General features: G+C 69.4%; 17 protein-coding genes. 7 read left to right on the top strand and 10 right to left on the bottom strand.

The features are described 5' to 3' along the window. The first annotated feature begins 21 nt into the window (after positions 1-21). The 4 genes from tnpA to WME83_RS01575 all read left to right on the top strand — a co-directional run bounded on the left by tnpA (position 22) and on the right by WME83_RS01575 (position 3,915). Positions 22-363, top strand: coding sequence for an IS66 family insertion sequence element accessory protein TnpA (tnpA, locus tag WME83_RS01590; RefSeq protein WP_437313094.1), 342 nt, complete (start codon positions 22-24; stop codon positions 361-363). Continuing rightward, positions 360-731: an IS66 family insertion sequence element accessory protein TnpB gene (tnpB, locus tag WME83_RS01585; protein ID WP_437313095.1), complete on the top strand. Its 372-nt coding sequence runs from the start codon at positions 360-362 to the stop codon at positions 729-731. Before tnpA ends, tnpB begins: the two co-directional genes overlap by 4 nt. Positions 732-849: 118 nt before the next feature. Further along, on the top strand, positions 850-2,469 hold the full coding sequence (gene tnpC / locus WME83_RS01580) for an IS66 family transposase (protein ID WP_437313096.1): 1,620 nt from the start codon (positions 850-852) through the stop codon (positions 2,467-2,469). A 396-nt stretch (positions 2,470-2,865) separates the two neighbouring features. Continuing rightward, a complete protein-coding gene (locus tag WME83_RS01575) occupies positions 2,866-3,915 on the top strand; it encodes a hypothetical protein (RefSeq protein ID WP_437317489.1) in 1,050 nt (349 codons plus the stop codon). Positions 3,916-3,959: 44 nt separating this feature from the next. Here the strand turns inward: WME83_RS01575 and WME83_RS01570 are convergent, their stop codons facing one another. From WME83_RS01570 to tssI, 5 genes are all read right to left on the bottom strand, one after another. Continuing rightward, positions 3,960-4,715, bottom strand: a complete 756-nt coding sequence (locus WME83_RS01570; protein ID WP_437317488.1) for a class I SAM-dependent methyltransferase — start codon at positions 4,713-4,715, stop codon at positions 3,960-3,962. Positions 4,716-5,007: 292 nt separating this feature from the next. Next, positions 5,008-5,733, bottom strand: coding sequence for a hypothetical protein (locus WME83_RS01565; RefSeq protein WP_437317487.1), 726 nt, complete (start codon positions 5,731-5,733; stop codon positions 5,008-5,010). Positions 5,734-5,772: 39 nt separating this feature from the next. Continuing rightward, positions 5,773-7,107: a hypothetical protein gene (locus tag WME83_RS01560; protein ID WP_437317486.1), complete on the bottom strand. Its 1,335-nt coding sequence runs from the start codon at positions 7,105-7,107 to the stop codon at positions 5,773-5,775. Beyond that, complete coding sequence (locus tag WME83_RS01555; RefSeq protein ID WP_437317485.1) at positions 7,088-9,478, bottom strand: hypothetical protein; 2,391 nt, start codon at positions 9,476-9,478, stop codon at positions 7,088-7,090. The genes WME83_RS01560 and WME83_RS01555 overlap by 20 nt, the downstream gene beginning before the upstream one ends. A gap of 11 nt (positions 9,479-9,489) precedes the next feature. Further along, positions 9,490-12,135, bottom strand: a complete 2,646-nt coding sequence (gene tssI, locus WME83_RS01550) for a type VI secretion system tip protein TssI/VgrG (RefSeq protein ID WP_437317484.1) — start codon at positions 12,133-12,135, stop codon at positions 9,490-9,492. A 944-nt stretch (positions 12,136-13,079) separates the two neighbouring features. Here tssI and WME83_RS01545 point away from each other — a divergent pair. The 3 genes from WME83_RS01545 to pabB are packed head-to-tail and all read left to right on the top strand — an operon-like array spanning position 13,080 to position 20,150. After that, complete coding sequence (locus tag WME83_RS01545; RefSeq protein ID WP_437317483.1) at positions 13,080-17,246, top strand: amino acid adenylation domain-containing protein; 4,167 nt, start codon at positions 13,080-13,082, stop codon at positions 17,244-17,246. 58 nt (positions 17,247-17,304) lie between these two features. Then, the gene (locus WME83_RS01540; RefSeq protein WP_437317482.1) at positions 17,305-17,895 is read left to right on the top strand and encodes an anthranilate synthase component II; all 591 of its coding nucleotides are present in this window, start codon (positions 17,305-17,307) and stop codon (positions 17,893-17,895) included. Continuing rightward, the gene (gene pabB / locus WME83_RS01535) at positions 17,892-20,150 is read left to right on the top strand and encodes an aminodeoxychorismate synthase component I (RefSeq protein ID WP_437317481.1); all 2,259 of its coding nucleotides are present in this window, start codon (positions 17,892-17,894) and stop codon (positions 20,148-20,150) included. The genes WME83_RS01540 and pabB overlap by 4 nt, the downstream gene beginning before the upstream one ends. A gap of 132 nt (positions 20,151-20,282) precedes the next feature. On the opposite strand, the gene WME83_RS01530 is transcribed toward pabB, so the two are convergent. The 5 genes from WME83_RS01530 to WME83_RS01510 all read right to left on the bottom strand — a co-directional run bounded on the left by WME83_RS01530 (position 20,283) and on the right by WME83_RS01510 (position 24,586). Beyond that, entirely contained in the window at positions 20,283-20,774 is a 492-nt protein-coding gene (locus WME83_RS01530; protein ID WP_437317480.1) for a hypothetical protein, read from the bottom strand. 296 nt (positions 20,775-21,070) lie between these two features. Next, on the bottom strand, positions 21,071-21,679 hold the full coding sequence (locus WME83_RS01525; RefSeq protein WP_437317479.1) for a GyrI-like domain-containing protein: 609 nt from the start codon (positions 21,677-21,679) through the stop codon (positions 21,071-21,073). 69 nt (positions 21,680-21,748) lie between these two features. Then, a complete protein-coding gene (locus WME83_RS01520) occupies positions 21,749-22,237 on the bottom strand; it encodes an Appr-1-p processing protein (protein WP_437317478.1) in 489 nt (162 codons plus the stop codon). Positions 22,238-22,735: 498 nt separating this feature from the next. Beyond that, complete coding sequence (locus tag WME83_RS01515) at positions 22,736-24,256, bottom strand: L-fucose/L-arabinose isomerase family protein (protein ID WP_437317477.1); 1,521 nt, start codon at positions 24,254-24,256, stop codon at positions 22,736-22,738. A 51-nt stretch (positions 24,257-24,307) separates the two neighbouring features. Next, a complete protein-coding gene (locus WME83_RS01510; protein WP_437317476.1) occupies positions 24,308-24,586 on the bottom strand; it encodes a hypothetical protein in 279 nt (92 codons plus the stop codon). Positions 24,587-24,688 lie beyond the last annotated feature (102 nt).

Genomic DNA, 24,688 nt, shown 5'->3' with positions numbered 1-24,688 from the left:
AAACCGGCGCCGGAGGTGTGGATGGACGAGAGCAGACGCATCTGGCGCGACCGGGTGGCGCGCTGGCACAAGAGCGGGCACTCCGCCCGCGTGTTCGCGGAGCAGGAGGGGGTCAGCGCCGGCACGCTGTACTCCTGGAGCCGCCGGCTGGGCATGAAGCGGAGCGAGTACCGGCAGCGCTCGGATAAGGCGACGCTGCCTGCGTTGCTCCCTGTGGTGGTCGCCGCATCGGGCGCGACGGCGCCCTCGCCGGGCGCGGCGCTGGAGATCGTCCTGCCAGACGGCGCGGTCGTGCGCGTGCCGCCGACGTTCGACGAGGACACGCTGGCGCGCGTCGTTCGTGCGCTCGGGGGCTCGCGATGATCCCGGGCCGCGTCTCGATCTACGTCGCCACCGAGCCGCTGGACCTACGGCGGTCGTTTGATGGCCTCGCCGCCGTCGTGCGCGAGGTGCTGCGACAGGATCCGCTCTCCGGAGCGCTGTTTCTGTTCTTCAACCGGGCAGCCGACCGTTGCAAGGCTCTGTGGTGGGACCGCAGCGGGTACTGCCTGCTTTACAAACGTCTAGAGCGCGGGACCTTCCGAGCCCCGCGTGCGGTCACGCCGGGAGCCACGAGCGTCGTCATCGACGCGGCCGAGCTCGGGAAGATCCTCGAGGGCATCGCGCTTGCGCCGACGAAGCTGCGGCGCGAGGTCCGCCTCGCCGAGGCTGCACCGGCTCCAGCCCCCTGAGCTCACCTGAGCTTCGCGCACTGCCGGGCAGCGCACGCGCTGCATTCCGGCGAGAGCCACTTCTTTTCCTACGACAACCCCCTTCAAAAAGCAAGAAGTCACGAGTACTTAGCGCCTCGTGGGCAAGTCGCTCGAAGAGCAGATTCATGACCTGAAGGACAGGCTGGCGCGCGCCGCGCACGAGCGCGACGAGTACCGCAAGCTCTACGAGCTCGCCAGCATCGAGCTGGAGCGGCTTCGCCGGCACATCTTCGGCCAGAAGGCCGAGCACGTCGACCCCGGGCAGATGCAGCTGGCCTTCGACGCCATCGTGCAGATGCTCGCGGGCGCAGGGGCGCCGACGGGCGCAGCGGCGCCAGCCGACGCGGACGCGCCAAGCTCGCCTGAAGGCGGCGGTGCGGCGCCAGCAGGCGCATCCGGTGGCGGCGGCAAGGGGCGCAGGACTACCCCGCACGGACGGCAGAAGCTGCCCGAGCACCTGCCCATCGAGCGGATCGAGCTTCTCCCGCCCGAGATGCGCGACGAGCGCGCCGCCGCGATGGTCCGCATCGGCGAAGAGGTGTCCGAGACGCTGGAGTGGCGGCCCGCGAGCTTCGTGCGGCTGCAGATCGTGCGGCCCAAGTTTGCCAAACAGGGCGAGCCGGAAGCGGGCGTGGTCATCGCGGAGGTGGCCGACAGTCCCGTCCCCCGGTCGCTCGCCGGACCAGGGCTGCTCGCGCACGTGCTGGTGAGCAAATACGGCGACCACCTGCCGCTGCATCGGCAGGAGAAGATCTTCGAGCGCCAAGGGGTGCACCTGGCGCGCTCGACGCTCTGCGGCTGGGTCAGCTCGTGCGCCGAGGTGCTGGGCCATCTGGTCGCCGCCATGGCGAAAGACGCGCTCTCCGCGCATTGCATCGCCATCGACGCCACCGGGGTGCTCGTGCAGGCGAAGGACAAGTGCCGGCGCGGTCACTTCTGGGTGCTCGTCGCAGACCGCGACCACGTGCTGTTTCGCTTCACGCCGCGTCACAACCAGGATGGTCCCAAGGAGTTTCTCCGCGGGTACAAGGGTTACGTCCAGGCCGACGCATCGAGCGTCTACGAGGAGCTGTTTCGGACCGAGCAGGTCACAGAGGTGGGCTGCTGGGCGCATTGCCGGCGGCGCTTCTTTGAAGCGATGTCGTCGGACCGGGAGCGCGCGATGGCGGCTCTCGGCTTCATTCACCAGCTCTTCGCCATCGACAAGGCCACCAAGGACCTGGCTCCCAGCCGCCGCACCGAGCAGCGCCGCAGCAGCGCCCAGCCCGTGCTCGATGCCTTCCGCGCCTGGCTCGACAAGGAGGAGCTGCTCGTGCTGCCCAGGAGCCCCATCGCCGGAGCCATCGGGTATGCGCGCAACCAGTGGACTGCGCTCACCCGTTTCCTCGAGGACGGGCGGCTTCGCTTGGATAACAACCGCAGCGAGCTCGAGCTCCGCAGGGAGGCCCTCGGTCGGAAGAACTGGATTTTCGTGGGCAGTGACGACGGAGCGGAGTGGAACGCCACCATCGTGTCCTTGATCGCCTCCTGCGCGTTGCACCAGCTCGACCCCTGGGCCTACCTGCGCGACGTGCTGATCCTGCTGCCGGGCTGGCCGCGCGATCGGGTCATCGAGCTCGCTCCCAAGTCCTGGAAGCAGACCCTCGAGAACACCGACGCTCGGCAGCGGCTCGCTGCCAGCCCGTGGACGTGGGCGCCAGCCACGCTGGCCGCGTGAGCGCTGCGGCGCCTGCTCTGCGCTACGGGTGACCTCCGGCGGCGTCGCGCTGGCCGTGGGCGGCGCTCGCCGGCGTTGCCGCGGGGGTGAGGCATCTCCGCCGTCCGCCGCGGTGCGTGGCGTGCAGCCGACCTTTTGCTGCTCAGGCTCCGCAGCAGGGGCGTTCGGTCTGCCGGCGCGCCGCCTCCGCATGCCGACGTCGCCAGCCGCGCGCTCCTCGGCCTCCGCCTCGAGTCCCTTCCGTCTGGTCTCGCCGCTGGTCACGCCGCCCTGCCGTCGCTCTCGCATCGCACGGCAAGCCTATGTCCCCGGTCTGCTCGGCGTCAGGATGGGCTCTACCGAACGCATACCTACGGACTGACCTTCCCTCGGCCCGAGGTCGGAAGCGTCGATGTGGTGTACCCGCTCCAGCTGGCGCCTCCGGACGCCGCGGCCGCGCCGCACGCCGCCCCCGGCGCCGCCGCGCCGCACGCCGCCCCCGGCATTGCCGCGCCGCCGCCGGAGCCGCCGGCGCCGCCGGTCCAGCCGTACACCGGCCGCTTCGCGCGGGTCCACGACCTCCTCGCCCACGGCGACGCGCAGGCCGCGGCGCGCGACGCCTCGGCCTGGCACGCCGACGCGCCCGGCGACGTGCTCGCGCTCGTCGCGCTCGGCGAGGCGCTCGAGGCCGCGGGCGACGCGCCGGGCGCCGCCCGCGCGTACGGCTCGCTCATCGACCTGTTCCCGGCGCGCGCGGACCTCCGCCGCTTCGCCGGCGCGCGCCTCGAGCGCCTCCCGGCCGACGTGGGCCTCGCTCTGGCGGTGGACACCTACGAGAAGGCGCGCGAGCAGCGCCCCGACCACCCCTCCAGCCACCGCCTGCTCGCGTTCGCGCGCCTCAAGCGGGGCGAGCACGCCGCCGCCTTCGACGCGCTCGCGGCGGGCCTCGCGCGCCGCTACCCGTCGGGGCGCTTCGCCGGCGTGGAGGGCATCCTGCGCGAGGACCTCGGCCTCGTCGCCGCCGCGTGGCTCAAGGCGGAGCCGGCGCGCCGGCCGACCATCCTGGCCCGGCTCGCCAAGGCGGGCGCCGCCCTCGATCGGGCGCCGTCGCTCCGCTTCGTGCTGACCTGGGAGACCGACGCCAACGACGTCGATTTCCACATCCGGGACGACCGCGGCGGCCACGCGTACTACTCGAGCCCGGCGCTGCCGAGCGGCGGGCGCCTCTACGCCGACGTCACCACCGGTTACGGGCCCGAGTGCTTCACGATCCGCGCGCCCCGGGACCGGCGGGCCAGCCGGTACACCCTGCAGGCGCATTACTATGCGCGCGGCCCGATGGGCTACGGCATGGGCAAGCTGCAGATCGTCGATCACGACGGCAAGGGCGGCCTGAGCTTCGAGGAGCGGCCCTTCGTGATCATGACCGACCAGGCGTTCGTGGATCTCGGCGCGGTCGCGCGCTGACGCGCGCTGACGCGCCCAGGACGCGTCGAGGCGCGGCGGGACGGTCACGACCGGCGGAGGATGACCATGTCGTCGTCCTGGCTCAGCCGGTATGCGCCGTCCTCGGTCCGACACCGCGCGGCGTGCCCGCGGATCTTCTCGTCGAGCTCACGCGCCTCGGTCTCCGTCATCGCGGCGAGCTGCTCGGCGGAGATGCAGTCCGCGAGCACGAAGAACCGACAGAGCGTGACCATCTCCTCGAGCGTGGCCGCCGTGTAGGCGTTGTGGCTCCCCACCACGTCGAACGCGAGCTGTTTGTCCCGCAGCGTTTTGATGAGCACGGAGCTGTCGATGACCGTCGACGTGAAATCGCGGTGCATCTCGTAGTTCTGCCCCCGATCGGCGCCGAGGACGATGGCGCAGTACCCCGCCGGCTTCGCGAACGAGAGCAGCCTGTCGATGAAGCCGCCCCAGTCCGTCAGGGGCACGTGATAGAGCACGTGCGAGCAGAGGACCAGATCGTAGCGGCGCGGCGACTCGAACCGTTCGAAGGTGTCGCGGAAGATCTCGGCGCCGGCCGGCGCGGACGAGCCGAGCTGCGCCTCGTTCGGCTCGATCAGGGTCATGGCGCCGAACCAGGGGGCGAGCCGCGCCGCGACGGCGCCGGGACCGGCGCCGACGTCGAGCAAGGACGGCTGCTCGGGCAGCTCGGGGACGATGCGCTGCCGGATGGCCTCCGCGATGTTCTCCGGGTGCCTGGAGGTCGCGGAGAGGAGGCGGAACGCGGTGGCGTAGTCCTGGGGCGACAGGGTGATCTGCATGGTGCATCTCCTTGGGCGAGGGGGGGTTCGGTCTGTCTCGGGCGCGCCGTGATGTGAGGTGAGCGAGAGCGCCTCGGCGACGCGGGCCGTCGCGCCCAGCAGGCCGCGCCGCGGTCGCGGGCCTCGGGGAGAGAGGGTACTTGCGCGATCCGCGATCGTCCCGGCGATCTGAACGCAAACGAACAGCGAGCCCTGCCACCGTGGAGCCCTGGTGGGTCGTTCCGGTCACGGCGGCCTGCGCGTGCGCAGCTTACCCGAGCAGCTCTGCCGAGCGCGCGGGCATCCGCCCGTCTCAGCGGTCTCCCTCGTCGCCCGGCGCCGGCGGCGCGTCGGCCCAGACAGGTGGATCGAGGGGCTTGCCCGTCTGTGGGTCGAACCGCTGGAGCCGCCTCCCCTCCGGCGCGCTCTGCCCTGCTGCCGGCGCCTGGCGGGCCTGGAACGGCAGGTCGGGCCGCGGGACGAACTCCGCGATGTCGGCCGTGCCTTGCAGGATACTGACGCGCGCGGCGGCGCTCGGCGCCACGGTCGCAGTCTGCACGGGTCGAGGTGGCGCCGGCGGGCTCGCCGCCGGCGGTGCCGCCTCGAGGCGGGGCGGCGCCGGCGCCCAGTCTCCCGCACCGGCGGATCGGGCGCGCGCGCCCGCAGCCCAAGGGGAGACCTCGTCGCGGTCCGGCGGCGAGCCCGGCGAGACGTACGCCGGTCCTGGCGGCGGCCCTGGCGTCAGGGGACGCGCCGACGCGGTGCTCTCGGCCGCCGGGCGCTGCGGCGGCCCGAGCGACGCGAGCGAGGGACGCTTCGCCTCGAGGCTGCGCCGGGTCCTCGCGAAGACCGAGCTGAAGCGCAGCGCCTGGATGCCCTGGTTGCGCTTCGCCGAGAGCGCGAGTTCCGCCGTGTGCTCGGCGTCGGCCCGCTCCCATTCCGCCGGCGCGACGCCGAGGCGCGCGAGGACCTCGTAGAGGTCCTCGCCCCGGAAATAGACCACATGGGCCAGGACCTCGGCATATCGCTCAAGACGCATGACGATCTCGCCCTCTCCGCTCCAGGTTGACCTCTCTCGTCACGGGCCGTCCGCGTCCGGCGGGACGGGCCTCTTCAGGCGGCGGAGCTCGTCGCACGACTCCTCTCGATGAGGGCATACGGCCGTGAAGATCTCCACCGCCTTCTCGACGTTCTTCTGCGTCCCGCGGCCGGTCTCGTACATCTCCGCGAGCCGCTCGCAGCTCATCAGCCAGCCGACGACGCGCTTGTCGACGCGGCAACCCATCTTCGTGACCTCGAAGATCTTCTTGTCGACCTCAGGCCCGCTCCCCTGCTTCCGGATACGCCCGACCGTGCGCCAGCACGCCAGGTCACGTCCGTGCTGGCAGGCGGCCATATCGAAGAAGCTCGCCTTCTCCAGGTCCTTGGGCACGCCTTTACCGCGCTCGAACATGTCCGCGAGCTCCTCGCATCGCTTGAAGTCGCGGCTGACGACGCACGCGCGGTAGGTGAGCTCCGCCACGGCTTCCGGTCCTTGCGGATCGAAGCTGTCCTCCCCGACACATCCGATCGCGAGCGAGCATGCTCCCCGGCCCGCGCGGCACTCGGCCTGGGAGGATTTGCACAGCTTGAGGCCGAGGTCTTTTGTGAGGCTCTTCCGCTCGGCCGGTGTCCTGTCCGACCACGGGTAGCGGAGCACGCGCCCGCACGCGCCCATCTCGCCCGCGCGGCACATCGCCAGGAGCTTCGTCGCCAGGGCCTCCGCGCGGGATTTGTCTCCGCTCCGCTGGGCCACGTCCATCAGCGTCGAGCATGCGGCGACATGGGACGCCGCACAGGCGTCCTCCGCGGTCTTCTGCGCGGTCTTGCCCACCGTGTCCTTGTAATATGCCTCCAGCTCCTCTGGGTGGCGGAGAAAATCCAGGGCGAGCGCCAGGCAGCCCTGCTCCTCACCGTGCTCGCACGCCAGCTTGTGCTGAACCGCCTCCACCAGCTCTTCCGTCGCCTTGATCGGCCAGTCGTGCCAGTGGTAATACTCCACGGCGAACTCCATGCACGCCCTGGTGTTCTTGCCTTTGCACGCTTTCGTATACAGATCATCCGCGCGAGGCGCGTCCTCCGCCAGGCCGAAGCCGTGGAGGAAGAGCCAGCCCGCAGCGCGGCAACCCTCCATGTCGCCCCGCTCGCAGCGCAGGAGGTCCGCCGAGGGGTCCTCCGCAGCCGGCATGGAGAAGAGCACGACGTCCGGGGCCTTCACGGGCTCGGGCGGCGCAGCGCTCGGCGCCGGCGGCGGCAGCACGACGACCCGCGCTCCGGCGCTCCTCGACGGCGCGCTCGACGCGCCGCATCCGGTCAGCAGGGCCGAGAGGGCGACCATGGCGAAGGCCGAGCCATCAGACAGAAGCTTGAGCATCGCCGTCTCCCATGAGCGAGGTCGCGCCGTCCAGGAACATCGAGGGCGTGAGCGCGTCGATTCGCGCTTTGGCCTCTGCCCCTATGCCGAAGCTTGGATGCCAGTAGATATCATTCCAGGCGGTCTCCTTGAGCCTGTTCTCGATCGCCATGGGCCAGGCGGCGCTAGGCTCTGCCTTCCCTGAGCCACCCGTCATGTACTTCCATCGGCACTGGAACTGCGCCTTGCCCGCGTAGTCCGCTAGCTGCCTCCCGCTGTTCGTGATCGCCACGGCGGGCAAGTAGTTCTTGTGCAGCTTCAGGCTCGCAGGGCCGCCGAACTCGGTCTTGTATCTGGGGGCGACTTCCGACATGAACATGCTCAGCGTCATCTCGCGCCCACCGTGTGCCCACATCGACCGGGCGAGGGCCCCGCGCGGGATGAAGAAAATCGCCCACGGCTGCAGGTCGGTGAAGCCGGGAGTGTTCCGGATCCCCCAGAGCATCTGCGCGACGGTGTAGTTCTGCTCCGGGGAGCTGCCGTACATGCGGGCCAGCCGGCTCACATAGAGCACGTCGTTCGGCGTCATCGCCGCCTTGCTGGGCCGCATCGTCAAGACGAGGCGAAACAAGCCGATCGGACGTGCCTTCTTGATGAAGTCAGCCATCTCGCCGAGGTCCTCGGGAGGAGGTGGCGTGACGCCCATGCCGCAGAAGCCGAGCATCTGCCCGGGGCCGACCTTGTCCTGCGCGTTGCCGTCCACGATGCCGGCCTGCATGAAATCGACGAGCGCTCCGCGCCCCGGGCTCTCCTTGTTGATCTTCGCCCAGAAGTTGGCCCCGTTGCCGGTGTCCATGAGCTGCACGAGCGGCTTGTCCTTGTGCACGCGGAGGACGTAGTGGATGTGCGAGCCGTCGAGCTGCTTCTTGAGGTCGATGACGACGGCGCTCGTCCGGGTGTCGAGCGCCAGCGCCTTCTGGGACTCCCAGGTCGCGAGATCCTCCTTGAGCTTCGCCTGGATCTTGGCGCGCGTGACGTCCGCGTTGGCCGCATCCCCTCTCTTCTCGAAATATCGGAGGTCCTTGAGGAGCTGGGGGTCTTCCTTCGGCTTCGCGAGCTCGAAGTCTTGCTGGTAATCAGGGGCGACTCTGTCTCTCTGCGAGTAGGGGCTCTCGACCTCCTGCGCACCCGGCGTCTTGCGCGCTGCGAAATGTCTCAGGAGGATCTTTTCACGCAGGCATTCGTCCTCGTACCTGCTCAGGTAGAGCGTGACCTTCTGAGCTCCGGCGTCGGGATCGAAGACGAAGATGGTGCCTGGCGCGAGCGGCGGCGAGAGCTGCCTGGCGCGATCGATCTTGAGCAGGTCCTCGTACGACACCGGCGGAGACGATGCCCCTGCATCCGGCCCCGCGCTCGCCTTGTCGGCAGCAGCCGAATGGAGGGTATACCAGCGCCCGCCCTGGGGCGGCGGCTCGTTGCCCGGCGCCGCCGGCTTTGCCGAGAAGATGGCGAAGCTCCCGGTCGCGAACTGGGCCGCATAACCGATGCTGTCCAGGTGCTCGATACGGAACCCTCGCGTCAGCGCGCCGTAGGTCGCAAGGTGCTGGCAGGCGACGACGATCGGCACGGCCGGGTCGTCGTTCTTTTGCTCTTTCCAGCGGGGCCCCATCGGGTCTTCGAGCAGCCTGTCGTCCTTCATCGGGCCAACGACCGGCGCCTCGTCTTCGACCAGCAGCGCGTCGTCGGGGGTCGCCGAGCCGTCGGGAAAGCTCGATGCTCCTCCCGTCGGCCGAGCCGTCCCCAGGTCGTCCTCGATCGGTTCTGGTATCCGCCAGGATCCGATGTTGTAATGCCCGAAAGTGACCTTGTATCTCTTCGACTCCCGCGCGAGGGTGCTCCGGTACCTCCGCTGGATCCGGCTGAAGATGTAGGTCTCCCAGTTCTCCGAAGCGGGGGACCGCGCCACGCCCTTCTTCGTCCCCATGGCGTAGCTGCTGCCGGGACCGCCGTAGGTGGCGCCGAAGAGGATCTCCGTGACCGCCTGGGCCCATTGCTCCTCCTTCGGGTCCGCGCACCAGCTCATCATCGGCCCGACCTGCGTGAGCCACACCTGATCCATCGGAAAAACGCGGATCCGCTGGTCGATCCACGCGAGCACATCGCCGATCGTCTCCGGCCGCTTCATCGCGTCGTCCGGCAGCAGATGGCGCTTGGGGCGCACCCCGTCGTCGCCGAACTCGGTGCCGTCCGGCGCCCCCGCGGCCATGTCGTTGATCGCGACCGTCAGCCGCGGCGGCTCGTCCCCGTAGGGGTACGCCTCGGAGAGCTTCGTCAGGAAATCGCCGGCCGGCGCCTGCGCCGGCCCACCACCGCCCTGGTTCCCGTCCGCCATCTCGATGCTCCTCAGCCGCCGTGTACCCGCGCGAGCTCGCTCGCCGTCTGCGCGTCGAGCTCCCCCGTCTCCCCGAGCTCATGGTCCTTCTGGAACCACGCGAGCGCCGCCCGGAACCCCTCGTCCGCCGGAGGGTTCTCCTTGATCGCCCCCTCATAGTAACCGAGGTTCTTCAGCCGCCGCAGCGCCCCTTCCACCGTCGTGGCCTCGGGCAGCGCGGCGACACGCACGGTCCACTGCTTCTTCGGGCCCGTCGGGTATTTCCCCGGCCACATCGTGATCTCGACGAGCTGCGCCGTCTCCGCGATCTCCACCGCGATCGCCCCGTCCACGTCGGTCTCGCCCTCGAACCGCCGGCCCTCGGCGACGAGCTGGTAGCGCTTGCCGCCGTAGGGCTCGAGCTCCTCGTCCGTGAGCTGCACCTTGAACGGCTTCGTCTTCGGCTCCTCATCGTCGCCGCCGGGCGGCGCCTCGTCGCGCGAGCAGTTCAGCTTCACCAAACGGCCCCACAGCGAGGCGTCCTCGCCGAGCTCGAGCGCCGCGTCGGTGGAGAGGATCCGGACCTGCTTGGCGGCGATCTCCGCCTCCTCGCCGAGCGACACGGTCGGTCCCTTGCCCGAGAGCGACAGCATCTGCGCGCCGGCGATCTCCACCTTGCCGGCCGTGATGCGGATCCCCTCCGGGTCGATCTCGATGGAGCTCTCGCCCGCGGAGAGGGTGAGGCTGCCCTGTGTGACGAGGCGCAGCGACTTCGAGCCGCCGAGCACCAGCGCGCCGGAGACGTTGATCTGCGCTGCGCCCGCGTCGTCGCCTGCGCCGACGTCGACGCTGTACTCGCCCGTGACGCGGAGGATGGACGGCCCTTCGACCGTGAGCACCGAGCCGCCGAGCAGGCTCGTCTTGTCGATCCCGTCGACGCGCAGCGCGCGGTCGCCGATCACGTGCTCGTCGCTCTCGCCGTACACGCGGACGCTCCGCCGGCCCTCGACCTCGAGGTCGTCGTCGCGGCGGACGTTCGTGAGCCGGTCGCCCGTGTCGAGCGCGTCGCGCCCGGCCACCACGACGGAGCGGTCGTTTCCGACGCCGACCCGCTGATGGGTGCCGACGTGGACGTCGAGCTCGCGCTCGGCGCGGAGGTGGATGAGCTCGCTGCCCTTGCGGTCCTCGAAGCTGAGCTCGTTGTGGCCGCCGCCGCTCGGGCTGCTCCGCGTCTTCACGCCGCTCCGGGTCTTGGCCTCGGGGAGCGGGAACGGCGTGCGGTTCACCGCATTGCCGACGCAGCCGGTCACGAGCGGGCGGTCGACGTCGCCGCCGAGAAACGTGACGACCACCTCCATGCCGACGCGCGGGACGAACTGGGTGCCGAAGCCGCGCCCCGCCCAGAGCTCGGCGTGGCGGATCCAGCACGAGCTGCGGTCGTCGCCCTGGCCCTCGCGATCCCAGTGGAACTGGACCTTGATGCGCCCGAACGCGTCCGTGTGCACCTCCTCGCCCGGCGGACCGACCACGGTCGCGGTCTCGACGACCTGCTGGATGCGCCGCGGCGCGGGGCGCGGGCGGACGCAGACCGTGTCCGGCGCGCAGGCGAAGCGGGCGCGGTAGGTGGGCGACGCGCCCGCGACTTGCGGCGCCTCGCCGTCGTGATCGACGCGCGTCACCACCCAGCCCCGACCGTACGCCGCGACGTCGTGCGCCTCCAGGGCGAAGCGATGGCCGGGCACGAGCCTCCGGCACGAGGTCTCGCCGCGGGCGACCACGGCCTTCCGGCGCAGCTGCTCCAGCCGGATCGCCGCGTCGTCGCGCGCGACCTCGGCCTCCTCGTAGTCGCCGTGGTGCTCGTAGTGCTCGTACCGGCCGTCGTCCGCGCCGCCGCCCTCTCGCTGCGCCGTCCGTGCCGACGAGGATGGGTGAAACAGCGGGCGCTCGAAGTCGTAGTCGCGGATGACGGCCGCCGTCGGCCGCACGGAGCGCTCCGCGGAGAACCGCTGGACGTGGTCCTCGCCGGGCGAGAGGGCGCCGAGCCCCGCCGGCGCGCTCCTGTGGACGAGCCGCGGGGCGCCGGCGATCGGGGGATAGATGCTCGCGTCGTCGCCGATCACCATCGTTTCGGCGCCGGCACCCGGGTCGTGCTCGAAGTAGTAGAAGAGCCCTTCCTCCGCGAGCAGGCGCGTCACGAAGTCGCGGTCGGTCTCGCGGTACTGCACGCAATAGGCGCGCTTCGACGAGGCGCGGACGAGCGCGAACCGCCGGGGGACACGCCACTCGCCGAGGACGAGGTCCACGATGGCGTCGACGGTCCTGTCCTGGAAGATGCGGCTCGTGCGGCGCCTGCCGAGCAGCGAGAGGCGCGAGGCGAGGCGGAGCCGGTAGACGCTGCGGCCGTCGTCGAGGGCGGCGCTCCACCTCACGTGGGTGCAGACGCCATGGATGACGCGGTGAGGGGCTCCCTCGCCTTGGAGCGCGAGATGCATCGGCTTCACGAGGATCTGCGACTCGAAGGCTGCCGGGTCGGCGACCGGCACCGCAACGTCGATGTCGACCCGATAGCCGCGCGAGATGGACTCGCGACCGCGAAACGCGAGCACGGTGAGGTCCTGCGTGGCGAGAGCCCCAGCGCGAAGCCCGAAGGTGGTTGGATGAAGCGCCCCAGTCGACATGGAGCAGCCCTTCTATCACGATGCGGCGGCCCCCCTCCTGCTTTCAGCATCTTTCCCACGCGTCGGCCCCAAAGGTCAGCCGCGCACCCACGTCACGCTCGGATCGGAGAGCCCCGCGAGCCAGCGGGCGACCTGGGCCTTCGCGGCCTCGAACGCCGCCTTCGGCATCGGGAGCTCCGCGATCCCGCGGCGCCGGGCGCGCCGCTCCCCTCGATGCCGCGGCACACTGGGGAGCGGACTGGGCGGGCGACGGCGGGTGGGACACGCCGGGCCAGGGCGGCGGGAGGCGGAGGCCTGTTCTACTGACCGGGTGACTAGGATCAGATTGCCATTTCCATCTCGATCAGAAACTTCCGCGAAACAACACGTTTACTTGGATGTCGACAGCGCTTCCGAGTCCGGAGCCACCGTCTGCGCCGATGCCTTTCTCAGCTCAGCGCGCCGCACCATTTTCTCGAGACGGTAAGCTGCTTCCCCCTGGAATCCACGTCCCCGCCGTTTCAAATCCGTTGACACGTTCCACGGCCATCACTACGTCCACGCGACCACCATGAGCGTGGTCTTGTGCGCGAGAACCTACCAAACTCTTCCGACCAAAGCCAGATCGTGGTAAGGTCCGCGTGCTCGACTGGCGGGAACTGAACGACGCGGTGCACGCCCGAACGCGCATGATCGACCGTTCCTTGGTGTACTTGAGAAGGAGCTGCGGCGATTGACCGGCCTCGGCGGCCTGCCGAGTCGTGAGTGCCCCTCTGAGCGACCGCGTGCTGAAGAGGCGGCCCCGCGTGCTGGAAGAGGCGGTCCCGATCGGGCACCGCCGGGGTATGGGAGATCACACAAAACTTAAGTTAGGGTTTAGCTGTGTGCAAATGTAGCCCAGTTATCACCAAGGGTGTGCGAATCGCGGGCGCATTTGAACATTCCAATCCCCTGGAGGAACAGGTATGGCTGTCGATGAGGGTTCGTATGTTCACGCCACGAGCCGTTCGGGGCTCGTGCACAACGAGGGTGGCATCGTTCGCGAAGAGGCAGCGAGCTTGCAACCCGTCGTGATGTCACCCTCGGCCATGGCAGTGTCCCCAGCGGCGACGGCGGATGAACTGCAGGTGCAGACGGCGCCGGGCGACGAGGGCAGCCCGCTGTCCCTCTTTCAAGAGCGGCTGTGGATCCACCACCAGCGCAGCCCGGAGAACACGAGCTACAATCTGCCCCTCCTGCTGCTCGTCCGAGGCAACCTCGATGTCTCGGCGCTGGAGCAGAGTTTGAGCGAGATCGTCGCCCGTCACGAGAGCTTACGCACCTACTACGGGCAGACGGACGAGGGAGAGCCCGTGCAGTTCGTCGCGCCGCCGGAGCACGTGCGCCTGCCGGTGATCGCCGTCGACCGCGCTCGGATGCTGGAGCACCTCGAGCGACACCTCGATCATCGCTTCGACCTCCTCCGGGGTCCGATCTTCATCGTGAGCCTGCTGCGCTTGTCGGGGGACCGGCACCTGCTCCTGTTCAACGTGCACCACATCGCGGCGGATGCTTGGTCGCTGAGAGCCATCTTCCTGGGGGAGCTTCAGAGCGCTTACGCGGCGTTCTGCCGCGCGGAGCGGCCAGCTTTGCCGCCGCTGACCGTACAGTACAAAGATTATGCACGCTTGCAGCGGGCCTCGGACGTGTCCGCCCGCCTCGACTATTGGCGTCGAACGCTCGAGGGCTACGAGGACAGCCTCGAGCTCCCCACGACGCATACGCGGCGGGCGAAATCCGGCACGAAGAGCGGGAGCTTCGTGCATCGCTATTCGAGCGAGTTTGCGCAAAACCTCGAGCGGTTGTCTCGCCAGCACGGCTGCACGATCTTCATGTCGTTGCTCGCGGCGCTCGGCGTCACGCTCAGCCGGTATACGAACAGGGACGACCTCTGCATCGGCACCACGACGTCCAACCGAACGGACGTCGAGTTCGAGCCCTTGATCGGGTTCTTCATCAACATCTTGCCGCTCCGGCTGCACATCGACGAACAGAGCAGCGTCGGCGCGCTGCTCAAGGCGGTGCGCGCCCAGGTGCTGACCGCGTTCGAGCATGCCGTGCCCTTCGAACGGATCCTGCAGGCGACCGACGTCGCGCGTCGCGGCGGCGCGAACCCGCTGGTGCCCATCGTCATGAGGCACCAAAATTTCCCCGAGACTTCGCTGGGCGCTCCGCTGCCGGGTGACGTCAAGTTCCACGCTTACCCCGATCCCGACGAGGGCGACGACGCGGTTCGGAGGCTGCTCGCGAGAGAGCACGTCCCCGCACGATGCGAGATCGAGCTGTCGTACTCGGGCGGGGCGGACGAGCTCGCGGTGGAGGTCGTGTACGCCTCCGATCTGTACGATCGCGAGGCCATCGAGCGCTTGCTCGCTCACCATCAGCAGGTGCTGGAAGGCATGTTCAGCGACGCGGGCCGGCGCGTGCTCGAACTGCCTCTGCTGCGCGCCTCCGACGTTCAGAAGCTGCTCGAGCAGTACAACCGAGCGCCGGTGACCCCAGCTCCAGCCTGGTCTTTCGTCCAGCGCTTCGACGCGCAGGTCGAGCGCTCGCCGGGCGCGGTGGCGTGCTGGGACGAGCGGGGCGCCTGGAGCTACCTCGAGGTCGCGCGGCACGCGAACCAGGTGGCGCACGCGCTCGCGGCGCGGGGCGTCGCGCCAGGGGATCTGGTCGCCGTGTGTCTGGATCGCAGCGGCCAGCTGCTCGCGACGCTGCTCGGTATCTGGAAGGCGGGGGCGGCGTACGTGCCGCTCGACCCGGCATACCCGAAGTCCTACGTGCGGCAAATCCTCGATGACGCGCGCCCGAGCGCCGTCGTCTGCGGCGCCCGGCAAAAGGATCTGCTCGAGCTCGACGACGCTCGGTGCCTCAAGCTCGAGGAGGTCTGGAACGCCGCGTCGGCGTACCCGGATACGCCGCCGGAGCTGCGCGCGCAGCCCGAGGCGCTCGCCTATGTCATGTATACGTCGGGGTCCACCGGCAAGCCCAAGGGCGTCCGGGTGCCCCATCGCCAGCTCAACAACTGGCTGAGCGCCCTCGAAGCCAGGCTGCCGTTCGAGGCAGGCGAGGTCGTCGCCCAGAAGACGACGTTCGTCTTTGCGGTCGCGGTCAAGGAGCTGTTCGCGGGCCTGCTCAACGGGTGCCCGCAGGTGTTCATCGGTAACGACACCGTTCGAGATGCGGCGGCCTTCGTCGCCGCGCTGGCCGAGCACCACGTCAGCCGCCTCAACATCGGACCCTCGCACCTCGCGAGCGTCATCGAGCAGCTTCAGTCGAGCGGGCGGCGCTTGCCGGCGCTGAAGATATGTATCACCGCCGGCGAGCCGCTGCCGAAGGCCCTGGTGCTCGCTTTCCGCGAGGTGTTCCCGAGCGCGCGCCTGCTCAACAACTATGGCTGCACCGAGCTCAACGACATCACCTACTACGATACGTCGAGCTTCGACGGCCAGCGAGATTTCGTCCCGATCGGCACGCCGATCGCCAACACCAAGGTCTACGTGCTCGATCGCCAGGGCAGGCTGGTGCCCGAAGGCGTCGCCGGGGAGCTGCACGTGGCCTCCGTGAGCGTGCCCGAGGGGTACCACGGCCTCGATGCCCTGACCGCCGAGCGCTTCGTGGCCAACCCGTTCGGCGCTGCACCGAGCGATCGCCTCTACAACACGGGCGACGTCGTCAGGCATCTGCCGGACGGCACGCTCGACTACATCGGTCGCTGGGACTTTCAGGTCAAGGTGCGGGGCTTCCGCGTCGACGTGCGCCAGGTGGAGAAGGTGCTCGGCGACTTCGAAGGCGTCCGGGCCCGGGCGGTCGTGGGGAACGGCGATCGGCTGGTCGCGTTCTACACGAGCGCGCCCGGCAGCGCCGTGCAGATCCTCGAGCTGCGCGCGTTCCTGCAAGACAGGCTACCGGCGTACATGGTGCCGGACGCGTTCGTCCTGCTCGACGCGATGCCGCAGCTGCCGAACGGCAAGCTGAACCGCCGCGCGCTCCTCGAGGCGAAGGGCGAGCTGCAGCAAAGCGACCCGTACGAGCCTCCGGCGAGCCCGACCGAGCGCGCGCTCGCCGACATCTGGTCCCTCGTCGTGAACGTGCCCGCCGCGCGCATCGGTCGCCGAACGCACTTCTTCGGCGTCGGCGGGCACTCGCTCTCTGCCATGCGCGTCTTGGCGAGGATCAAGGACGCATTCGGGGTCGAGCTCGGCGTGTCGGAGCTCTTCGATTCGCCCAAGCTCGACGCGATGGCCGCCGCGATCGACCGCGAGGTCGCGCGCCGGCCTCCCAGCGAGCGAAAGGCGCAGCCCTCCTCCACGGCGCGACGAGCGCCGAAGACGCGGGCGGGCTCCGGGCTGCTCCAGGACAAGGTGGCGCTGGTCACCGGCGGCAGCCGCGGTATCGGGCTCGCCACCGCGCTGCTGCTCGCGGAGCACGGCGCGAGGGTGGCCATCAACTACCGGGACAGCGAGGCGCAGGCCCGGCGCGTCAAGGAGCAGATCGAGGCGGAGGGCGGGATCGCGGAGGTCTTCGGGGCCGACGTGACGCACGCCGGCGACGTGGCCAACCTCGTGAAGGCGGTCCACCAGCGCTTCGAGCGCATCGACGTCCTGGTGGCGAACGCGCATATGAACTTTCGTCATCGCCCCTTCGTCGAGTACGACTTCACCGATCTCGAGCGGAAGGTCAGCGATGAGCTCAAGGCGGTGTTCTACCCGTGCCAGGCGGTCGCTCCGGAGATGCTCCGGCGCAAGAGCGGCAGCATCGTGGCGGTGTCGAGCAGCCTCTCCAAACGCAGCAATGAGGGATTCCTCGCGCAAAGCACGGCCAAGGCCGCGGTCGACGCCTTCGTTCGCTCGATCGCCGCCGAGCTGGGTCCTTATGGCGTTCGCGTCAACACGGTCGCGCCCGGGCTCACGTTGACGGACGCGGCCATGCCGATGGCGCCCGCGGTCAAGGAGGCGATCGCCTCCAAGTCCCCGATGCGCCGCAACGGCTTGCCGGAGGACATGGCGGGCGCCGTGCTCTTCTTGGCCAGCGACCTGTCGCGGTTCATGACCGGCTCGTACCTGCCTGTCGATGGTGGGCTCACGATGTTGTAGCGGCCGCGCCGGGGGGGAAGGCGGCGCCCTCTCTCTAACGAAAACACGAGGCTAGAGCATGCCTGCCAAGCTTCTCGTCATCGACAACTACGACTCCTTCACCTTCAACCTCGTGCAGATGTTCCGCAGCTACGACCTGGACATCTCGGTGTTCCGCGCCGACGCGCTCTCGGTGGAAGACGTCGCGCGCCAGCGGCCCGACTACGTCCTCGTGAGCCCTGGCCCCAAGAGCCCGAGCGCCGCCGGCATCTCGACCGAGCTCATCCGCCACTACCAGGGCGAGTTCCCCATTCTGGGCGTGTGCCTCGGCATGCAGTGCATGAACGAAGCGTTCGGCGGCAGCACGGTGCACGCGCCCGTGCCGATGCACGGCAAGACGAGCGCCGTCCATCACGACGGGACGGGTCTCTTCGAAGGCGTCCCCCAACCGTTCACGGTAGCGCGCTATCATTCACTCGCCATCACCGGCGTCAGCGAGGATCTGAGGGTCAACGCCCGGTCCACGGACGGAGTGCCGATGGCGATCCAGCATGTTCGCCATCCGCTGTTCGGCGTCCAGTTCCACCCCGAGAGCTTCCTCACCCAGCACGGGTTCACGCTGGTCGAGAACTTTCTGCGCTCGGGTCCGCTGAAAGGAACGCTGTCATGAACGCAGCTGCGATCGACGTCAGCCTGCCCTGGCTCCGAAGAGTGACGGGGGTGCATTCCGAGCCCCTCGACCTGAAGGAGCCGTTCGTGGAAGTGGTGCGCCGCTTCGCACATCTGCCCGGCACCGTGGCCCTGATGAGCGGCGGGGAGCTCGACTCCGCCCGTCACCACATCCTCGGCGTCTATCCCTGGCTCTCGCTGAGCGGCCACCGCACGCGGACCACGCTCGCCGACGGCGAGCATCGCGTCGAGCTCGACGAGGACCCATTCACCGCGCTGCGCCGCCTGCTGCAGCGCTGCAGCGTGCCGGAGCTGGGAGCGCCGCTGCCGCTGTCGAGCGGGCTCCTCGGCTACTTCGCGTACGATCTGAAGGACTGCCTGGAACAGCTGCCGCGGACGAGCATCGACGATCTCGGGCTGCCGCTGATGCACCTCGTGGCGCCGGCCATCCTCGTGATCCACGACCGAATCTCGGGGGCGACGACGCTCCTGGCGATCCGCTTGCAAGGGGACGACGCCGCGTTTCACCGAGACGTGGCGCGCTTCAAGGAGGCGCTCGGCGCGCCGGCGGCGCCCCGCGAGCGGGCGCCGCAAGCGAGCGGCAAATGCGCTTCGATCGTTTCGCGAGAGGAGTACATCTCGGCGGTCGAGGCGATCCGCAGGTACATCGTCGACGGCGACGTCTACCAGGTGAACATGTCCCAGCGCTTTCAGGCGCCGTTCGCCGGGGACCCCTTCGACTGCTTCGCCAGGATGTATGCAGACAATCCGGCCCCCTTCTTCGCGTACATCAACGCCGGAGACCACCAGATCGTCTCGACCTCTCCCGAGCGGTTCATCCAGCTCAGGAACGGCAGCGTGGAGACGCGGCCCATCAAAGGCACACGGCCTCGCGGGAAGACGCCGGCCGAGGATGATGCCCTGCGGACGGAGCTGCAGGAGAGCGCGAAGGAAGACGCCGAGCTGTCGATGATCGTCGACCTGCTCCGCAACGACATCGGCAAGGTCTGCCGCCCGGGGTCGGTGCGCGTGCTCGAGCACAAGCGCCTCGAGGCCTATCAGAACGTCTATCACCTCGTCTCGATCGTGACGGGCGAGCTCGATCCCGGCATGGATGCCGTCGATCTGCTCCGCGCGACCTTCCCGGGCGGCTCGATCACGGGTTGCCCGAAGATCCGGGCGATGGAGATCATCGACGAGCTCGAGCCGGTCCGCAGGCACATCTACACGGGCAGCATCGGCTACGTCGGGTTCGACGGTGCGATGGATCTATCCATCGCGATCCGGACCGCGACGTTCACGGGCGGCAAGGTCGTGTTCTCCGTCGGTGGTGGCATCGTCTTCGACTCGGATCCAGCGAGTGAGTTCGAAGAGACGCTCCACAAGGGGCGCACGCTGACGAACGCCCTGGATGCGACGAGCGGCGACGAGCAGGGCGCCAGCACGGTCTGGCAGGACGGAGCCTTCAAACCGAGCGCGGCCGCTTCGGTGCCGCTCGACTGCGAGGGACTGACGTACGGCTTCGGCTTCTTCGAGACCTTGCGGGTTCAAGCGGGCCGCCCGATCCTGCTCGAGGCCCATCTGCGACGCTTCGAGCTCGCCTGGCGGGAGTTCTTCCAGTCCGCGCCGCCGGACGTCACGTGGGCCGACGTCATCGCGCAGCTCATCCAGAGGAACGGCCTGTCGAGCGCGGTCGCCGTGGTGAAGCTCTTGGCGGCCGCGGGCAGGCCGAGCGGCGCGCGGCCGTCGCCCGTGCTCTTCGCGAGCGCCAAGCCCTATTCGCCGCGCCCCGCCCTGAGCTCGCGGCCAGGGCTGTCCCTCCGGGTGTACCCGCACTGCCGGCACACGCACCTCGCCGGCCACAAGACCCTCAATTACATGTACTACAAGCTGGCCGGGGATTGGGCCAAGCGCCACGGGGGGGACGAAGCGTTGATCCTCAACGCGGATCGCTCCGTGTCGGAGACGAACACCGCGAGCGTGTGCTGCGTGTTCGGCGACACCGCGTGTTTCCCCGCTTCGGCGCACGCGCTGCCGGGCACCATGGCGGCCGAGGTCCGGCGGCTCCTACCGCAGTGGGGCTTCGCCGTCGAGGACCGGCGCCTCACGGTGGAGGATCTGATGGCTGCGGATCAGGTGTTCTTGACGAACTCGTTGATGGGCGCGGTCCCCGCGGTGAGCCTCCACGACGCGAAGCTCGGCCACGACGCGGCGCTCTGCGACAAGATCAACCGAGCCGTGTTCGACAGAGCCTGACGGCGGGTGGCGCGGGGCGGCCGCCTCATCGGGAGGTTGGCGGAAACGTACAGTCCGTTCATAACCGCGGACCGAAGGGGCCGCCCGGGCACACCGGGCCGCCCCGAGGGCGATCCGGCGGCGGGCGCGCGCTCAGCCCTCGCGCGCCATCCGGATCGCCTCCGCCAGCTTCTCTGGCGTGATCTCCCGGTCCTGCAGCACCGCCGCCGCCCAGGCCGCGACCTCGGCCGGCGTCCGAAAGATGTTCGGCGGGGGCGCCTGCGTCCCGCTCGGCTGCAGCTGCATCATGATGGCGCGGACCGAGGCGGCGATGAACCCCTCGGCCTCGACGAGCGTGGCAATGCCCTTCATGTACCCCCCGGGAGCGCTCGCCGCCCGCTGCATCGCCGCCCGGGTCTCCTCGTCGGGCGGCCCGGTGCGCTCGCGGGGGACCACGACCAGGAACGCTGCCCCTCCCGGCTGGCGCTCCGCCCAGGCCCGGAAGAGCGCCCGGGAACGCTCGATGCCGGCGACGCTGTCCTGCCCGCGCCAGACGAGCAGCATGAGCCGCCGCCAGGTCGCCACCACGTATCCGTCGGTCCGCTCGTGCAGATCGACCAGCACCGGCCAGGAGGAGGTCCCCATCGCACCCGATTGTCATCCCCGCGGGGTGGCCGCCGCAAGGCCCCCGCGTGTCCAATCGTAACCGGCGACTGCGTAAGCCATCTAACAAAAGAAAATTTCAGGCCGCCGATTCGTGCCGGCCAAGTGCCCCCTCGTCATTGGCCGGCAGCCCGCCGATGCCAGTGACTCGCTTCATAGGACCTCCGAGGACGGGTCGTGGTGGTGAGGGAGAGCGTGCCTTCTGCGGATCGACGCACGAGCCGCGCCGCGCCGCGCCGCGCCGCGCCGCGACGCCGGCGCGACCGCTCCGTCGGCCATCACTCCATGGGTTGGCGGATGATGGTCTTCCACTTCGCCGGATCGGCGCGACGTATGTCGCTCAGATACACCTCGTGGTGCTTCCCTGCGAGCGCCGAGCGCGCGCCGATGAAGTCATGCACTCGCTGGATGGTCGGCCCCTCCTCCGAGAATGGGCCGACGTGGAGTATCTGCGCGCATGATCCTTCGGTGAAGCTCTCCAGCCTGAGCGCGTCCACCGCGGGGAGCGCCTTCTTTCGCCGCACCTCCGCCATGGCCGCCTGGATCACGGCCTCCTCCACGAAATGAGGCTGCATGATCATCATCGTCCATTTCCACCTCGATCTATCGTTGGAGGTGAAGACGGACATGTCATCCGACCACCAAAGGCCTTCGAGGGGCATGACCGCATAGTCGATCCCTCGCGCCCCCTTCTTCACCATGAACTTCGCCGTGTAGGAGACGGAGAACAGCGCCTCCACCGCCTTCGCATACGCCTCTGAGGTGTTCGGGTCGCCCGCGCCGTCGATCATGAGGAACTTGAATGTTGGCACGTCGACCTGGACCACCTCCTTCGCGGACGCCTGGTAGAGATGTTTGAGCTCTCTCTTGAGATCAACCTTCGACACGAATGCACCTGATGATAGCAAATGGTCAACCGCTCGGCGGCCCATCGGCTGGCTGGGCGGGGCTGCAGCTCACCGCTGTTCCGGGAGATCATAGACATTGACGCGAAGCCCCGCCGAGCACAGGTTCCGCTCGATGAGGGGCTCGATCTCGCTCCAGCTGCCTCCGGCCAAGCCTGCCCCGATGCGAGGCATGTGCACGGATGCGTCGTGCTGGCGCGCGAAAGCGGCGACCGCCGCGAGCGCGGCGTCGATCGCCTCGTAGCGCACCGGTGGGACCCCGTCGCGCGCCCGCACGCCGTGCTGGCCGATCATGTTCGCGACCCACAGCCTGGCTTCGACCTCCACGAGCTGCGCCTGGCCCAGCCCGAACGGCGGACCAGCGAGCTCACCTCGGTGCCAGCGCCGGTACTCTGCCTCTGGCGCAGCCCAGCGCGCCGACAGCGCGGTCACGAAGCCCCGGCCCCAGCCGCCGATGTCATTGCACACGTGGGCGATGATCCGTGCGCCCTCGCCGACCGGCCTGGTAGCGTCGCCAACCACGTAGTTGATCGTTGTCATCGGTCCTCTGCTTCACCAAGGGGTTGGACTCCGGAGATGGCGAGCTTTTGGCCCAGCGTGCCGGTGAGCCGGCGCGCCGCGGGCGCGGCCGGATCCATCGGCTCGTTGCGCCGCCGCGGCCGCCCGGACCTGCGCCGACAGACGCAGCGCTGCGGCCAGGACCTGCTCGACGTCGCTCATGATGCGGGGAGCTTACCGCAAGTCCGGCCGGGTCACGAGCCGGGCCCGCCTCGGCGCGGGTCCTGGGCGAGGGGCCGTGGCTCGCGGCGGGCCCCGGTCCTCGATCCGCGGCCCGGCGACGCCCGGCCTGCAGGTCACGCGGAACGGAGCCTGGCTCGTTCCCGACCGGGCGCCGCTCGTACCCGAGCGCGGAGCGATCCTCGCCGCGGCGACCCGTACCCGCCCAAGGGGGGCCCTGCCGTCGGCACGAGGGGCTCAGCCTTCGATCGCTCGCCCGGCGCTCGCGCTGGCTGGGCGACGCGCGCCGCCTTCGAGCCGCTAGAGCTCCTCCACCGTGCTGTGCTCGTAGTACTCGATCAACGCGCGACCCGTCTGGCTCAGGCCTGCCTGGGCATTGATGTACGGCAGGGCGTCTCGCACCGCCTTCATGGTGGTGGCGATGGCCTGGCCCTCACCCACCACGAGGGCCGTGTGGTGCTCCACCGCCCGCTGGGGGTCCGTGACGTAGCGGAAGAGCTTCTGGATACGCGGGATGTGGACGCGACCGCGCGTGCCAAAGGTCTTGATGCGGTCCTCCGTCACGCGCCCCACGCCACCATACATGAAGATGTTGCCCTCCCGCGCGTTGGTGCACGGACGCAAGAAAGCGCACGTCCCGGGCTTGAGATCGCCGTCGACCGCGCCCCAGCTGTTGTCCTTGCCCACCTCCTTGGCCAGGATCTGATGCTCCGTGATCTTGGCCCCGGGGTGCATGACGCTCTTGGCCCAGACGCCGCAATGAAAGAGGTCGACCTCTTCACGGTCGTCGTCGAACATGTTGTTCCAGTCCCCCAGGACCGGAACCAGGCCGGACGCGCATTGCAGCATGTACATCCCCATCCAGCCCGCGATGTCCGTTTCACACGCGGCGGGCAAGAGCTTGTCCGAGAGCATGCTCATGCACGTGCACGGCATGACCCCGACCGTCCCGCCGATCTGGTACTTCTGCATCTCCGTCCAGCACCGCACGGCGATGCCGTCGAGGTCGTTGTCGCGGATGAAGCGGTCGAAGACCACGCCCATGCGCGCGATAGCGTCCAGCGAAGACGGCGGGACATCGACCGCGCCAAAGTGGGCGCGGATCTCGTCGCGCTTGTCGGAGAGCTGCGCCTCATCGACCTGGCGCATCTGCCGATCCAGGGCGATCAGCTCCAGCCCCACCGTGCTCAACCCCATGTGCCCCAAGAGCTCCGTGGAAACGTGGGTGACCGTTTGGAAGGCGTCCGGCCCCGACCCTACCAGCCCCAGGCGAACGCCGCGGCCGCGACGCCGAAACTTGGAGGCCAGAACACACGTGGCATAGAACGCGTGCAGATCCCGCGCGAACTGGGCAGAGCGCACCGACTCGCAGTGCTTGGTCGTCAAGGTGTAGGGGTAGCCGATGTGGCGCAGGGCGTTGGCCGCGGAAAAACGGCCACAGGCGCCGTCACGGCGGCCCCGCTCCCCCATCCTCCCCTGGCCACGCACGTCCGGCTCCGTGTGGATCAGGACCGGAATGTTCAGATCCGCGAGGCGTAGGAAGTCTCGAATGCCGTTCTCATCCGAGAAATTGTACATGGAGCAGATCACGCCGATAGCGCCGGCGCCATCGACTCCCTGCCGGTACTCCTGAGCCACCCCCGCAGCGCGCTTGGCGTCTGCGTAGGACTCGACATTGCCTAGATCGACATATTTGACGTGCTCTCCGAGCAGCGCCTCCACGACCGCGGCCGTGGCCCGCGCGCCCTCCACCGCGAACTCCGTGGGGAAGAACCCCCGGTTGCCCATGAAACCCAGAATGACTGGCTTGCGCGTCTCCATCACCACCCTCTTGCCCGGCATGTCTGCCTTCGGGCCTTGCTGACTGAGACCTCACGGTGCGCGCCGAACGACGCGCGCCTGCGACGATGCGCGCCGAACGACGCGCGCCTGCGACGATGCGCGCCCCACCACGCGCGCCTGCGACGGCGCGCGCCGAACGACGCGCGCCTGCGACGATGCGCGCCGAACGACGCGCGCCTGCGACGGCGCGCGCCCCACCACGCGCGCCTGCGACGATGCGCGCCCCACCACGCGCGCCTGCGACGATGCGCGCCCCACCACGCGCGCCTGCGACGGTGCGCGCCGCACGGGGCGCGCCTGCGACGTCAAGCCTCCTCGGGCCTTATGGCACCTCGGGCGGCGCTCGGCGCGCCCGCCCGCCCGTCCCCGCCCCGCGCATCCTCCCGCCCGCGCTCACGCGTGGGCTGGAGG

The sequence above is a fragment of the Sorangium sp. So ce385 genome (assembly GCF_051474135.1).
Taxonomy (GTDB): Bacteria; Myxococcota_A; Polyangia; order Polyangiales; family Polyangiaceae; genus Sorangium; species Sorangium cellulosum_D.
Note: the sequence above shows the minus strand (reverse complement) of the source record. Positions and strands in the feature narration are given on the sequence as shown.

Excerpts from the sequence above, each read along its gene's own strand:
- WME83_RS01515 (WP_437317477.1), bottom strand. The coding sequence starts at position 24,256 with ATGGAGACGCGCAAGCCAGTCATTCTGGGTTTCATGGGCAACCGGGGG.
- WME83_RS01565 (WP_437317487.1), bottom strand. The coding sequence starts at position 5,733 with ATGCGTCTTGAGCGATATGCCGAGGTCCTGGCCCATGTGGTCTATTTC.
- WME83_RS01520 (WP_437317478.1), bottom strand. The coding sequence starts at position 22,237 with ATGACAACGATCAACTACGTGGTTGGCGACGCTACCAGGCCGGTCGGC.
- tnpA (WP_437313094.1), top strand. The coding sequence starts at position 22 with ATGGACGAGAGCAGACGCATCTGGCGCGACCGGGTGGCGCGCTGGCAC.
- tnpB (WP_437313095.1), top strand. The coding sequence starts at position 360 with ATGATCCCGGGCCGCGTCTCGATCTACGTCGCCACCGAGCCGCTGGAC.
- WME83_RS01530 (WP_437317480.1), bottom strand. The coding sequence starts at position 20,774 with ATGGGGACCTCCTCCTGGCCGGTGCTGGTCGATCTGCACGAGCGGACC.
- WME83_RS01570 (WP_437317488.1), bottom strand. The coding sequence starts at position 4,715 with ATGCAGATCACCCTGTCGCCCCAGGACTACGCCACCGCGTTCCGCCTC.
- WME83_RS01560 (WP_437317486.1), bottom strand. The coding sequence starts at position 7,107 with ATGCTCAAGCTTCTGTCTGATGGCTCGGCCTTCGCCATGGTCGCCCTC.
- WME83_RS01540 (WP_437317482.1), top strand. The coding sequence starts at position 17,305 with ATGCCTGCCAAGCTTCTCGTCATCGACAACTACGACTCCTTCACCTTC.
- pabB (WP_437317481.1), top strand. The coding sequence starts at position 17,892 with ATGAACGCAGCTGCGATCGACGTCAGCCTGCCCTGGCTCCGAAGAGTG.
- WME83_RS01545 (WP_437317483.1), top strand. The coding sequence starts at position 13,080 with ATGGCTGTCGATGAGGGTTCGTATGTTCACGCCACGAGCCGTTCGGGG.
- WME83_RS01555 (WP_437317485.1), bottom strand. The coding sequence starts at position 9,478 with ATGGCGGACGGGAACCAGGGCGGTGGTGGGCCGGCGCAGGCGCCGGCC.
- tssI (WP_437317484.1), bottom strand. The coding sequence starts at position 12,135 with ATGTCGACTGGGGCGCTTCATCCAACCACCTTCGGGCTTCGCGCTGGG.